Raw genomic sequence first — 13,122 nt, forward strand, 5'->3', positions numbered from 1 at the left:
GACTCCAATGATGTGTAAGGGGGATGGGGAAGGCTTAGTTTGCAGCTACTTAGTTGGCAGCGGTGGTGGCGGCTTCGCGGGCAGCTGCCGGGGTGGTTGTGGCGGCGGCGCGTTGTTCCTTGCGGACACGCCTGCGGCGAAGGACGTCGCCGAGGGACTGCGCACCGCCGGTAACGCGGTCCAGGTAGACAGCGAGGATGACGACGGCGAGCCCGCCTTCGAAGCCGCGTGCGGTATCGAGCTGGGCCACGCCCTGGACAACCACGCCGCCGAGGCCACCGGCACCGACGAGCCCGGCGACAACCACCATGGACAGCGCGAGCATGATGACCTGGTTCACCCCGGCCATGATCGACGGGAACGCCAGGGGAAGCTGCACGTCCTTGAGGACCAGGCTCCTCTTCGCGCCGAACGCCGTCGCGGCCTCAAGGAGCTCGACGTCGAGCTTGCGGATGCCCAATTCGGTAAGCCGCACGGCAGGCGGGATCGCGAAGACGATCGTGGCGGCGATTCCTGGGACCATGCCCACGCCGAAGAAGAAGACCGCCGGAATCAGGTAGACGAAGACCGGCATGGCCTGCATGAGGTCCAGGATCGGACGGACCACCTTGCTCACGGTGTTGTTCAAGGCCGCCCAGATCCCCAACGGGATGCCGATGGCGAGGGAGAACACCACGGAGACCAGCACCACGGCAAGGGTGGACATGCTGTCCGTCCAGAGGCCCATCGAGTAGATGAGCAAGAAAGCCAGCACCGAAAAGACGCTCAGGCCCACGCTGCGGGTCAAGCCCGCTGCCGCTGCCACCAGGAGCGCGATGATCAGGAAAGGATGCAGGCCGATCAGCACGTTCGCCACTTCCCCCACCAGGAGGTTGATGAGCCAGGAGACGGCGTTAAAGAACCACCCGAAATTGGCCAGCAGCCAGTCGATCAGAGCGGCGAACCATGTTCCAACATCAAGATGCATTACTGAACCCCTTGGGTGCGAGGGCCGCGAAGACTTCTTCCGCGGTCACTTTTCCGATTGGCGCGCCGTTCTTGTCGACGACGGCGGCCCAGCCCGCTCCCGCTGCGAAAATCGGCAGCAATTCGTGCAGGACAACGTCCTCCTGGACGCGTTCGCCGGGCTCGCCGACGGCGGCGGCTCCCGGGGCGGTGGCGGCTCCCGGGGCGGTGGCGGCTCCCGGGGCGGGTGCGCCTGCCGGGGCGGGTGCGCCTGCCGGGGCGGGTGAACGGCGGGCGACCATGCCGGCCGTGATGACGCGGCTTCGATCCACTTCGGCAACGAATTCTTCGATGTAGGGATCCGCCGGAGCTTCGAGGAGATCCAAGGCCGTCCCGTTCTGCATGTCCTTGCCTTGCTTCATGACCATGATCCGGTCGCCCAGGTACATCGCTTCGTTGAGATCGTGGGTAACAAAGAGGATGGTCTTCTTGAAGTTGCGCTGAAGCTTGATGAGCAGTTCCTGCATGTCCTTGCGGATAAGCGGGTCAAGGGCGCTGAACGGTTCGTCCATAAGGAGGATTTCGGCGTCGGTGGCCAGCGCCCTCGCGAGCCCGACGCGCTGCTTCATGCCGCCGCTCAGCTGGTCCGGCATCGCGTGGATGCGGTCCCCCAAGCCAACGAGCGTCAGCGCTTCCGCGGCCTTGGCTTCCCTGGTGGCCTTGTCCACTCCGCGGACCTTGAGGCCGAAGGCGACGTTGTCCACCAGGGACTTGTGCGGGAACAGTCCGAAGTGCTGGAAGACCATGTTGATGGTCTGGTTGCGGTAGGCGCGGAGTTCGCTGGCCGGCAAGGAGCGGACGTCTTTGCCATCTACGGTGATGGTTCCGTCGCTGGCATCGATCAGCCGGTTGATCATGCGGATGATGGTCGACTTGCCCGAGCCGGACAGGCCCATGATGACGAAGATCTGGCCCCGCTCCACCTCGAACGAGACCTTGTCCACGGCCGTGAATCCCTTCAGGGGACGCCGTCCGAATAGCCCCGAGCGCCCGGACTTTGTGAGCTGGAAGACCTTGGTGAGGTTTTCCACACGGATGAACGGCGCTCCGGTTTGCTTGGCACCCACCGTCCGGTCCGCCGTCGTTGTCCCAAGTTCCACGGTGTTCACGGGGTCCTCCCGGCGTACTCGCCAAGAGGTCGCGCCTCGGTGATGCGGTTCATGGATCACTTCCTTGTGTTCACAGATTGAACTAGATGGTTACGGTGTGAACAACGATAGAGTGGTGGAAGTCACAGGGTCAAGAGGCTGGGGCGAATTAGGCCGAACTATTGCCAGACCTTGACGGAATGAGTGGCGCAGGTCATAATTTGAACACTCCGCTTGATATTTGAACGCCACTGCAGTTGATAGATTCGCGAATCTTGGACGCCCGCTCACGTCCGGCGGCAGAATTCCCGACGCCCGCTCACGTCCGGCGGCAGAATTCCCGACGCCCGCTCACGTCCGGCGACAGAATTCCCGACGCCCGCTCACGTCCGGCGATTTTCCCGGCAGGATGGGCCCGGTCATTTGGATATTTCCATCCAGACGGGAGCGCGGATTGAGGCGGTGGGCTTGGGGGTGCGCGGCACTAGCCGATAGCCTGATGCGACAACTATCCGGAAGGCCTCGCCCGTGACTGACCGGGACTCCCAGTCCAAGAACACCATCAGCTCCAACAGGTCGGTGGCGCGCGCCATCAGCGTGCTGCGGGCGCTAGCGGCGAGCCCCAAGGGAACCACTGCCACAGAGGTGGCAAAGATGGTCAACCTTCCGCGGCCTACAGTGTTCCGGCTCTTGTTGACCTTGGAAGAGGAAGGGTTCGTCGACCGGACGGACACCCTCTTTTCGTTGGGCTGGGATTTGGCCCGAGTCGCGAGCGCTGTTGATCCTTCAGCGGGCCTCGTCGCCAGGGTCAGGGATACGGTCCACACCCTCGCAGAGCAGCTTGGCGAAACCGTCACCCTCAGCCTGCGCCAAGGCCTCTTCGAATATGAGCTCGTCCTCCAGGACGCGCCGCGTTCCATCGGCGTGACGATGTCAGATATGCGCGGCATGCGCTGGCCCCATTACGCCTCGGCGACGGGAAAGTTGCTCTTGGCGGAGCTCACTCCCGAGCAGGTCCGCAGCGTCCTCGGCACCGATTTGCCGAAACTGGCCGCAAACACGATTACCGACCTCGGCCAGCTCCAGACCGAGATCGAGCGAGTGCGCATCCAAGGTTGGGCAATGATCGACGACGAACTCGAGGACGGGATTGTTGCCATAGCCGTCCCGCTTCGCGACAACGTCGGCCAATTGTTCGCCGCCCTGGCGATGGTGGCGCCGAAGCACAGGATCGACGGCGAAGAAACCATCCAGCGCAACCTCGGGATGCTTTCCGATGCGGCCAAAACGCTCACGGAGCAACTGACAAGCACCATGCCGGCGAGCGCCTAAGCATCCTTTCGGCATACTGGCTTCGGGGCCCCAACGCGCGCGCAGATATGACACCCCTTTGGGCAACCACCGCGCACATGACGTGAGCCGGCATCGGGAAAAACCCGACCGAATGTGAGCGAGCGTCGGAAACCGCCCGGCCACCCCAAACGCTCGCGCAGATATGACACCCCTTTGGGCAACCCCCGCGCACAAGACGTGCGCCGGCGTCGGGAAAAACCCCACCAGACGTGAGCGCGCGTCGGAAACCGCCCGGCCGCCCCGGACGCCCGCGCAGATATGACACCCCTTTGGGCAACCCCCGCGCACAAGACGTGAGCCAGCGTCGAGGATTTAACGGCGAAACGTGAGCCGGCGTCGGGGATTTGGGGGCATATGTGAGCGGGCGTCTGAAGGGGCTGGGAACGCCTTGAGCGGATCTTTAAGCAAACTTGATGGAACCCTGACCGGATCCCTGCACCGTCCTAAAACGCATGGACAACACTAAAACCAACAACAACAAAGGCAGCACAGCCACCACAGACAACAACAAGAACAGAAACGGAAACGACCATGGGCCTGAACCTGAAAACCACCACCGGCAAAGTCATCGCCTCCCTGGCCCTCGTCGGCACCGCCGCCGGCGTCGCAGGACTGGGCACCTACGGCGCCTTCACCTCCTCCACCTCCGCTTCCGCCGCCGTCGGGTCCGGCACCGTCAACATCGCCCTCGGCGCCACGGGAGCCACCAACCGCCTCTCCGTCGCCGCCACCAACATCGTCCCCGGCGACACCATCCAACGCGCCGCCACCCTCACCAACGCCGCCGGCAACCAGAACCTTTCGGCGATTACGCTGACCACTTCGGCCCTGCCCACCTCCAAACTCGACACCGACGCCACCAATGGCCTCCAACTCACGGTCGACAACTGCTCCGTCCCCTGGACCGAAGCCGGCACCGCTCCCGCCTACACGTACACCTGCTCCGGAACCACCACCAACGTCCTGGCCACTCGGGCTGTCACCGGCGCCAACATGGCCCTGGCCAACCTCACCTCCACCACCGCAGGAAGCACCGACAACCTGCGCGTCACCCTCACCCTGCCCGCCACTGCGGACAACACCTTCCAGGGCCTGAACAGCACCATCGCGTTCAACTTCACCGGAACCCAACGCACCGCCACCAACAAGTAACCGAACCACCCCTCCCGCCCTCCGCCGTCGAATACTGGGAAACGACGGCGGAGGGCACCCCGTTTGCTGGCATAATGCCCCGAGTGAAAGCCGTGGACCTTGCGTAGAAGCCGAAGCGCCGCCGACGCCGCGAAGACGAGTGTCTTCGCGCGCATCGCAGCTGTGCTCGCGGCCGCCACGGTCCTGGTTTTTGCACCCGGCATCGCACAAGCCGCCTTCAACACCTCCACGGGATCGGCCCTCCCGGTCGGCACCGCCTCAATGGCATCCACGGCCACCGTCAGCGCCAGCTGCACCGGCTCAAACCTCGCCATCACCGTCACGTCGTGGGGACTCGCCGATCCGCGTTTCCTCGGCCAGATCACCATCACCAGCGGCGGAAGCACCGTTTTCACGGGCACCAGCAACCAGGCCGCCGGCGGCAGCTACACGCCCAAGATCACGCCCCACACGGGAACCTGGAACTGGTCGGTCATCAATGTGTACTCGATCCCCAACAGCAACAACGCCTGGACCGGGCCGGGCGTCACCGGTTCCTTCACCTGCACCTAAGGCCGCCCGCGCCGCTGGGCCCCGGGCCCGGAAAGTAACCTTCCAGCGAAACGGCCCTCCAACGTCGGACAGGCTTTATATATTGAGAGCATGACCCAGATTTCCGGCGCCACCCAGCCGTCCACGCCTTTGGTTCCTCCCGTCGCGAAGCAGGTGCCAACTACACGTGAGCACCACGGCGATGTGTTCGTGGACAACTACGAATGGCTGCGGGACAAGGAATCGGTTGAGGTCATTGAGCACCTCAAGGCCGAGAACTCTTACCAAGAGGCGGTCACGGCGCACCAGGAGCCTCTGCGGGAAGCGATTTTCCAGGAAATCAAGGGCCGCACCCTTGAGACCGACCTCTCCGTCCCTCACCGCAAGGACGATTGGTGGTACTACGCCCGCTCGGTTGAGGGCCAGGAATACGGCATCCATTGCCGTATCCGGGCCGCGAACTCGGGCAACGCCGTTGCCGACTGGACCCCTCCGGCGGTGGAACCCGGCGTCGAACTTCCCGGCGAGGTGATCCTCCTGGACGGCAACGTCGAGGCCGAAGGCAAGCCGTTCTTCGCGGTCGGCGGGACGGCCGTCACGAGGGACGGCAACCTCTTTGCCTACGCGGTGGACAACGCCGGCGACGAACGGTTCACGCTCCGCATCAAGGACTTGAGGACGGGCGAGTTGTTGCCCGACGTCGTGGAGAACATCTTCTACGGGGTGGCCTTCTCCCCCGACGGCACTCAGATCTTCTACACGGTGGTGGACGATTCCTGGCGGCCCTACCAGGTGAAATCGCACGTGCTGGGGACTCCGGTCAGCGCGGACGAGGTAATCTACCAAGAGGACGACGTCGCCATGTGGCTCGGCTTCGAGCTCTCGGCCGACCGCCGGCATTTGGTGCTCAGCATCGGGTGCTCGGAATTCAGCGAAACGCGCCTCATGCGCTTGGACGAGCCCGACGCCGGATTGGTCACCGTGATCCCGCGCGACGAGCGCATCCTCTACGAAGCCGAGCCGTTCCTCCTGGCCGGCCCTGATGGTCAAGAGACCGAAACCATCCTGCTGACCCACAACAAGGACGCCATCAACTCTATGGTGTCCATCGTCGACGCCGACGAATTCATCAAGCCGCTCGCTGAGCAGCGCTGGCGGACCGTCGTGGAGCATTCCGACGCCGTTCGCGTCAATGGCGCGGGCGTCACTTCGACGCATTTGGTGGTTTCCGTGCGGCAGGACACGATCGAACGCGTGCAGGTACTGCCGCTCGAGGGGCTGGGGACGGCCGCGCAAGGTACCGCCGTCGAGCCCGCCTTCGACGAGGAACTGTACACGGCCGGGGTTTCGGGTTCGGATTACTCCGCGCCGGTGATCCGGATCGGCTACACCTCCTACTTCACGCCGTCGAGGGTTTACGATTTCGTGCTGCCGACCCCCGAACTGCCCGGCGGCGAACTCTTGCTCCGCAAGGAAAGCCCCGTTCTGGGCGGCTACTCCGCCTCCGATTACGTCGCCACCAGGGAATGGGCGACGGCGGCCGACGGCACGCGCGTCCCGCTGTCCGTCCTGCGGCACGTTTCCGTCCAGGAAGACTCCACGGCAGCGGGCCTGGTGTACGGCTACGGTTCGTACGAGGTCAGCATGGATCCGGGCTTCGGGATCGCCCGGTTGTCCTTGCTGGACCGCGGAATCGTGATGGTCATCGCCCACGTGCGCGGCGGCGGTGAACTCGGCCGGCGCTGGTACGACGACGGCAAGAAGCTCAACAAGAAGAACACCTTCACGGACTTCATCGCGGCAACCGATTGGCTGGCGGCTTCCGGCTGGGTTGCACCGGACCGGATCGCCGCGATGGGTGGTTCTGCTGGCGGACTCCTGATGGGCGCGGTGGCGAACCTCGCGCCCGAAAAGTACGCCGCGATCGTGGCCGCGGTCCCGTTCGTGGACGCGCTCAACACCATCCTGGACCCGGAACTCCCGCTCTCGGCCTTGGAATGGGAAGAGTGGGGCAACCCAATCACGGACCCCGAAGTGTACGAATACATGAAGTCCTACACCCCGTACGAGAACATCCGTGCTGTGGACTATCCGAAAATCGCTGCGGTCACATCGTTCAACGACACCCGCGTGCTTTACGTCGAACCCGCCAAATGGGTGCAATTGCTGCGCGCGGAAACCACGGGTTCGGAACCGATTGTCATGAAGATCGAAATGGACGGCGGCCACGGCGGTGCTTCGGGCCGTTACGTGCAGTGGCGTGAGCGCGCGTGGGATTACGCGTTCGTCGCGGATTCACTTGGCGCAATTGACCTGCTTCCGGGGGCCGGCCTGAAGTAACCTTCTCAATTGGAAGCCAAACGGACCGTAGGAGTTGCAGTGGATAGTCCCGTGTCGAAAGAAACGCCGCTCCACGCATTGGTCGCGGACCCTGATCCGGTCCGTTTGGCCGAGACGTCCGAGTCGCTCACCGCGGCCGGTTTCCTGGTGGATTCAGCGTCCGACGCCGGTTCGCTCGCCGCTGCTTTGGAGGCGGCGCCACACGATCTGGTGGTGTTGGACAACGGGCTTCGCGAAACCGTTGGCAGCCGTGATGTGCCGGTCCTTTTGATGGTGGATCCCGAAGACGAATTCGATGTGGCCGCCTTGGACATCTGGACGGCCGCCGATTACGTCTACAAGGCGCAGTCTGCTGATTTCAGAGCCCATAGGGCGTTGGTCCTGGTCACGCGCGCGTCCGAGCGGATGCGTCGCCATGCGGAGGCTGAGACACTGCGCGGGAGGCTGCGGAACGTGTCCGCGGCCATGCGGTCCACGATCGATCCCGACCGGATTGCCCGGCATTTGGTGGACGGAATCGGCGAGGCCTTGGGCGCGGAGCATGTCTGGTTCACTACCTTTCCGGATGCCCGCGTCACCCAAGTCAGCGCAGAGTGGAACGCTCCTGGACTATCAAGCGGAATCCTGCCGCCGGAACTCAGGGATCCCGTGTCGACGTTCGACCTCGCGGCACACTTGTGGGCCGAAACCGAGGTACAACACCCAGCCACGCGGACCGGCGGAGGCGGGACGGAAGGTGACGGCCCGCCGTCGAACTCCCTTGTTGTGCCGTTTGGCGAGGGTGACCTGGTGCTCGGAGTCATGTGGATCGCCCGCCCGGCCACGGTCCGCGAATGGACCCGCGCCGAGATCGGCTTGATCCAGCACGTGTCCGGGAACCTGGCCTACGCGCTGATGCAAAGCCACTTGATCGGGGCGCAACAACAAGTCATGCTCAAGCTCCAGGAATTGGACCAAGCCAAGACCGACTTCCTTCATACGGTCAACCACGAGCTCCGGACACCGCTGACATCCATCACGGCGTACGTGGACATGATCCTTAACGGCGCGGGCGGGGAGATTCCACCGGGGGCCAGCCGGATGGTGGAGGTTATTTCGAGGAACACCGAGCGGCTCCGGCGGTTGATTGAGGACATGCTCACTGTTTCGCACCAGGACAGCTCAAGCGACCTCAAGTTCAGCAGAGTGAACGTGGGCACCATGCTCAAGCTCGTGGTCGCCGCACTGCAACCCCTTGCCGACGCCCGCTCTCTGTCCCTGAGCGTGGAGAACGCACCCGGAACCGTCACCGTCCAGGCTGATGAGGCGAAGCTCGAACAGGTCTTTTCCAACATCGTCAGCAACGCCATCAAGTTCACGCCCGACGGCGGCTACGTGGCTGTGAGCAGCGGCATCGCCTCGGAGCCGGGGGAATCTCCGAGCGTGGTGGTGCGGGTTGAAGACACGGGAGTGGGTATCCCCGAAAAGGAACTGAGCCAAGTGTTTACACGCTTCTTCCGCGCGTCGAACGCCTCAACAGCCGCCATACCCGGCAGCGGACTCGGCCTGGCGATCGCGCACGACATCGTCAAGCGCCATTCGGGCGAGCTGGATATCGAATCCGGACTTGGCGTAGGAACCACGGTCTTGGTCAAACTTCCGCTGGACACAGAAGACTAGGTTCAGTCACGCGGCTTGGCCGCAAGCCGCCAGGCTGCACAAAAATCAACACCGCCCCTCGCTGAGGCCAGGGGCGGTGTTGAAGCTGAAGTTGCCTCGTGGGCTTAGTTCGGCCACCAGCCAATTTGCGTGGAGTACACCGTCGTAGTGGTGCCGGTGGAAATAGTGGTTCCGGTGGTAACGGTGGTGTCATGGCTGGTCTTCGGTGCCGCGTTGGCCGGAGTGACGAACCCGCCAAGGGCCAGCAAGCCCGTCATGAGAAGTGTTATGGCAATTTTTTTCATACAGTGCTCCTTCGAGCCATCGACGATCCGGAGGGTGACCCCTTCAGCTTAGGAACGCTACTTAAAGGTTCCCTTAAGATCGCCTCAGTTTTCAGCAGACTTTGCCGCCAGCCGATATCCGACCCCACGGACCGTCTCCACCCACCGTGGCGACATGGCCGAATCGCCGAGTTTCCGGCGGAGATTGGCGATGTGTACCTGGATGGCACGTTCCTCGGATTCGCTCACGTAAGCACCGGTTTCGTACTCGCGCGCGTGGAGCCAGCGGGCCAACCCTTGGGTGCTCCGGACCACCCGGCCTGTCTCCATCAGCGCTTGGAGGATGTCGAACTCGGTGCGGGTCAACTGCACCTCTTCGTTTCCGATCCGGGTTGTGCGCGTAGCCACATCCAGGTGGAGACCGTTGTGTTCCATTCCGGAAGCTTCCGGGCCCGGTGCATTGGCGGCGTCCGGCACGGGTGCCACGGCGCTTGCCTGAGCACTAACTTGCTGGACAGCGGCCGTTTGCAGGACAGCGCCCGACGGCGGCAGCTCCGCCGTCGTAATCGCTCCACCTTGGTTGGTCAACAGTTTGCTGCCACGCGGCCTCCGCAGGAGGGTTTCGACCCGGGCCTGCAGCTCGCGCGGGCGGAATGGCTTGGTGACGAAGTCGTCCGCGCCAACCGACAATCCCTGGAGGGTGTCTACCTCACGGGCGCGGGCCGTCAGCATCAGGATGTAGGCGTCGCTGAATTCCCGGACGCGGCGGGTGACTTCGATGCCGTCGATATCGGGAAGGCCGAGGTCCAGCGTGATGACGTCCGGGTTGTGGCGGCGAACCGCATCCACCCCGTCAAGCCCGTTCCCGGCCGCGTAAACCTCAAGTCCGGATGCCTCAAGGACTGCATGTACTACTTCGCGGATGTCGTCGTCATCCTCAATTACTACGGCAACGCCCGGTGCGCTCACGTTAAGATCCCCATCTCTCATGTTCAGCCCACCTTAACTCCAGGCATGCCTGGTATGGCCACGTATTTCAGAGTACGTCATACAGCAAGCTTCAGGCTTGTTTTCGGGCCCGCCACTCGGAGTCGAGCATGGCGTAGATGACTTCGCTGGACCATTGGCCCTTGTAGTGCCAGTTGTCCACGAGTTCGGCTTCGCGGCGCATGCCCAGCCGTTCGCACAGGCCGGACGAAGATGTGTTCCGGGCATCCAGCTTGGCATCGATCCGGTGGAACATGAGCGTCTCGAAGCCAAGCTCGAGCACGGCCTCGGCGGCTTCGGAGGCGTACCCGTGTCCACGGCTTTCCGGAGCGAGGATCCAACCGATCTCGGCCTGGCCCGTGCCCGGAAGCCATTTGAGGACGATTTCCCCGAGCAGTCCGGGCATGTCCGCACGCTCGATGGCCAGGCACACCCAATCGCCTTCCTGCTCGAACGTGAAGTTGGCGTAGCGGCCCAGCGCCTCCATGGCTTGCGTGAGGCTCAGTTCCTGCCGGAGGAGGAAGCGCGCCGTCTCCGGCAAGGACTGGTAGGCGTGGAATGGCTCCAGGTCGGTGGCTTCGAATCGGCGGAGGATGAGCCTCGGCGTCCGGAGGGGAAGTTCGATGAGCGGCATGGTTCGAGGCTACTACCCCTCCTCCCCCATCCATTGCTGAGCAAGTGCCGTTTTGACGCCCCAAACGGCACTTACGTGGGCCCACGCCGGCGAGGGCCCCGGCCTGAGCTTGCGAAGGCCGGGAGCCGGTGGGGAGCATTGGATGGAGGCTCCAAACCCGGGCCCCTCTTGACAGTTCAAGCGATCTGGGATTACCTAATGAACATTCGGTAAATAAAGCTGGAGGCAATGACGCATGGTTGAGACCACCCTTTCTGGCGCAGCGCAGCACCAGATCCTCAAGAACGACTACGCCTCTGAGTGGATGGGCCTTGAGGTGCTCAAAGTCAGTGACGGGCACGCCACCGTCCGCATGACCCTGCGCCAGGAAATGCTCAACGGCTTCGGCATGGCCCACGGCGGAATGATCTTCGCCTTCGCCGACTCCGCGTTCGCCCTCGCCTGCAACCCGGCCAACCCCACGCCGTCGGAAGCCGACACCATCACCGTGGCTGCCGGCGTCGACATCAACTTCCTCAAGCCGGCCTATCAAGGCCAGGTGATCACCGCCGTCGCAGACCGCCGCGCCAACAGCGGACGCAGCGGACTGTACGACATCCAGATCTTCGCGATCGACAAAACGGAACTGGCAGCCTCCGGCTCACCCCAGGATCCGGGCAGCTACGGCGAGCTCATCGCCGAGTTCCGTGGCCGCAGCCGCACAATCTCCAAGAAGTAGGAAGACCATGACACAGAACACCGTCGCCGCTCCGGACGCCCCCGTGCTGGATCGCGAAGAAACCATCTCCCGCGACGAACTCGAGGCCCTGCAGCTCAGCCGCCTCCAGCACACTGTGGCCTACGCCTACGACCGCGTCCCCCTGTACAAGCGCAAATTCGACGACGCCGGCATCCACCCGAGCGATCTTCGCGAACTGTCCGACCTCGGCAAGTTCCCCTTCACCACCAAGGAAGACCTGCGCCAGGAATACCCCTTCGGCATGTTCGCCGTGCCCCAGAACGAAGTAGCCCGCGTCCACGCGAGCTCGGGCACCACGGGCCGGCCAACCGTCGTCGGGTACACGAAGAACGACCTCGCCAACTGGGCGGGCCTCGTTGCGCGTTCACTCCGGGCTTCCGGCGTGCGACCCGGCATGAAGGTCCACAACGCCTACGGCTACGGATTGTTCACCGGCGGGCTTGGCGCACACGCGGGAGCCGAAGCGCTCGGCTGCACCGTCATCCCGATGTCCGGCGGGCAGACCGAACGCCAGATCCAGCTCATCCAGGACTTCAAACCGGACGCGATCCTCGCGACGCCCACGTACCTACTCACCATCGCCGACGCCATGGCGCACATGGGAGTGGATCCGGCGTCGACCTCGCTCAAGTACGCCGTGCTGGGCGCCGAGCCGTGGACCGAAGAAATGCGCCACGAACTCGAAACCACCATGAACATCAAAGCCTGCGACATCTACGGCCTCTCCGAAGTCATGGGTCCCGGCGTCGCTGGCGAAGCGGTGGAAACCCAGGACGGTTGCCACATCTGGGAAGACCACTTCCGCCCGGAAATCATCGACGCGTTCAACCCCGTGGTGGGTACCGACGCGGTACTGCCCGACGGCGAACCCGGCGAGCTGGTGTTCACCTCGCTCACCAAGGAAGCTCTGCCAATTATCCGTTACCGCACCAAGGACCTGACGCGGCTGTTGCCCGGAACGGCACGTCCCGCGCACCGCCGCATGGGCCGCATCACCGGCCGTAGCGACGACATGATCATCCTCCGCGGCGTGAACCTCTTCCCCTCGCAGATCGAGGAAATCGCCCTGCGCATCCCCGAGCTCAGCCCGCACTTCCAGCTCGAACTCACGCGCCCGGAAGGCAAGCGCATGGATTCGATGACGGTCCGGATCGAACGGCGTGAGACTGTAACGGTCGAGCAGAGTGCGACGGCGGCACGCGCCTTGCAGGAGCAAATCAAGATCCACGTGGGTTCTTCGTGCACGGTGGACGTCGTGGAGCCCGGCTCGCTCGAGCGGTCCAACGGCAAGCTGCGGCGCGTCTACGACCTGCGTCCAAAGAGGTAACGTACCGCCGCGTGGCGGGTCCAACCGACCGTTCATGAGAAAAT

At 63.7% G+C, this 13,122-nt stretch carries 12 protein-coding genes; 7 read left to right on the plus strand and 5 right to left on the minus strand.

Annotation, left to right across the window (positions count from 1 at the left end):
• Nucleotides 1–49 precede the first annotated feature (49 nt).
• Together E1809_RS14745 and E1809_RS27875 are read right to left on the minus strand one after the other, a co-directional pair.
• The gene (locus E1809_RS14745) at nt 50–967 is read right to left on the minus strand and encodes an ABC transporter permease (protein WP_133205003.1); all 918 of its coding nucleotides are present in this window, start codon (nt 965–967) and stop codon (nt 50–52) included.
• On the minus strand, nt 957–2,114 hold the full coding sequence (locus E1809_RS27875; protein ID WP_308166937.1) for an ATP-binding cassette domain-containing protein: 1,158 nt from the start codon (nt 2,112–2,114) through the stop codon (nt 957–959). The genes E1809_RS14745 and E1809_RS27875 overlap by 11 nt, the downstream gene beginning before the upstream one ends.
• A 507-nt stretch (nt 2,115–2,621) precedes the next feature.
• Between E1809_RS27875 and E1809_RS14760 the strand changes: the two genes are divergently transcribed.
• The 5 genes from E1809_RS14760 (at nt 2,622) to E1809_RS14780 (ending at nt 9,128) form a co-directional block, all read left to right on the plus strand.
• Nucleotides 2,622–3,425 carry an IclR family transcriptional regulator gene (locus E1809_RS14760; RefSeq protein ID WP_133205004.1) on the plus strand — a complete coding sequence of 268 codons (804 nt, stop codon included), beginning with the start codon at nt 2,622–2,624 and terminating at the stop codon, nt 3,423–3,425.
• Between the two features lie 552 nt (nt 3,426–3,977).
• Nucleotides 3,978–4,598, plus strand: a complete 621-nt coding sequence (locus E1809_RS14765) for a TasA family protein (protein WP_133205005.1) — start codon at nt 3,978–3,980, stop codon at nt 4,596–4,598.
• A 99-nt stretch (nt 4,599–4,697) separates the two neighbouring features.
• Nucleotides 4,698–5,150 (plus strand): hypothetical protein, encoded by a 453-nt coding sequence (locus tag E1809_RS14770; protein ID WP_133205006.1) that lies wholly within the window; start codon nt 4,698–4,700, stop codon nt 5,148–5,150.
• A 90-nt stretch (nt 5,151–5,240) separates the two neighbouring features.
• Nucleotides 5,241–7,469, plus strand: coding sequence for a S9 family peptidase (locus E1809_RS14775; protein WP_133205007.1), 2,229 nt, complete (start codon nt 5,241–5,243; stop codon nt 7,467–7,469).
• A gap of 39 nt (nt 7,470–7,508) precedes the next feature.
• Entirely contained in the window at nt 7,509–9,128 is a 1,620-nt protein-coding gene (locus tag E1809_RS14780) for an ATP-binding response regulator (protein ID WP_133205008.1), read from the plus strand.
• Between the two features lie 104 nt (nt 9,129–9,232).
• Here the strand turns inward: E1809_RS14780 and E1809_RS14785 are convergent, their stop codons facing one another.
• The 3 genes from E1809_RS14785 to E1809_RS14795 form a co-directional block, all read right to left on the minus strand.
• Nucleotides 9,233–9,412, minus strand: a complete 180-nt coding sequence (locus tag E1809_RS14785; RefSeq protein ID WP_133205009.1) for a hypothetical protein — start codon at nt 9,410–9,412, stop codon at nt 9,233–9,235.
• Between the two features lie 84 nt (nt 9,413–9,496).
• Complete coding sequence (locus E1809_RS14790; RefSeq protein ID WP_165962331.1) at nt 9,497–10,381, minus strand: response regulator transcription factor; 885 nt, start codon at nt 10,379–10,381, stop codon at nt 9,497–9,499.
• 70 nt (nt 10,382–10,451) lie between these two features.
• Nucleotides 10,452–11,012, minus strand: coding sequence for a GNAT family N-acetyltransferase (locus E1809_RS14795; protein ID WP_133205010.1), 561 nt, complete (start codon nt 11,010–11,012; stop codon nt 10,452–10,454).
• A gap of 235 nt (nt 11,013–11,247) precedes the next feature.
• Between E1809_RS14795 and E1809_RS14800 the strand changes: the two genes are divergently transcribed.
• Nucleotides 11,248–11,730 carry a hotdog fold thioesterase gene (locus tag E1809_RS14800; RefSeq protein WP_133205011.1) on the plus strand — a complete coding sequence of 161 codons (483 nt, stop codon included), beginning with the start codon at nt 11,248–11,250 and terminating at the stop codon, nt 11,728–11,730.
• A 7-nt stretch (nt 11,731–11,737) separates the two neighbouring features.
• Complete coding sequence (gene paaK / locus E1809_RS14805; protein ID WP_133205012.1) at nt 11,738–13,078, plus strand: phenylacetate--CoA ligase PaaK; 1,341 nt, start codon at nt 11,738–11,740, stop codon at nt 13,076–13,078.
• Nucleotides 13,079–13,122: the final 44 nt, after the last annotated feature.

It is taken from the genome of Arthrobacter terricola (assembly GCF_004354015.1).
Taxonomy (GTDB): domain Bacteria; phylum Actinomycetota; class Actinomycetes; order Actinomycetales; family Micrococcaceae; genus Arthrobacter; species Arthrobacter terricola.

Coding starts and splice junctions, on each gene's coding strand:
- paaK (WP_133205012.1), top strand. CDS start 11,738: ATGACACAGAACACCGTCGCCGCTCCGGACGCCCCCGTGCTGGATCGC.
- E1809_RS14790 (WP_165962331.1), bottom strand. CDS start 10,381: ATGAGAGATGGGGATCTTAACGTGAGCGCACCGGGCGTTGCCGTAGTA.
- E1809_RS14765 (WP_133205005.1), top strand. CDS start 3,978: ATGGGCCTGAACCTGAAAACCACCACCGGCAAAGTCATCGCCTCCCTG.
- E1809_RS14785 (WP_133205009.1), bottom strand. CDS start 9,412: ATGAAAAAAATTGCCATAACACTTCTCATGACGGGCTTGCTGGCCCTT.
- E1809_RS14795 (WP_133205010.1), bottom strand. CDS start 11,012: ATGCCGCTCATCGAACTTCCCCTCCGGACGCCGAGGCTCATCCTCCGC.
- E1809_RS14775 (WP_133205007.1), top strand. CDS start 5,241: ATGACCCAGATTTCCGGCGCCACCCAGCCGTCCACGCCTTTGGTTCCT.
- E1809_RS14800 (WP_133205011.1), top strand. CDS start 11,248: ATGGTTGAGACCACCCTTTCTGGCGCAGCGCAGCACCAGATCCTCAAG.
- E1809_RS14745 (WP_133205003.1), bottom strand. CDS start 967: ATGCATCTTGATGTTGGAACATGGTTCGCCGCTCTGATCGACTGGCTG.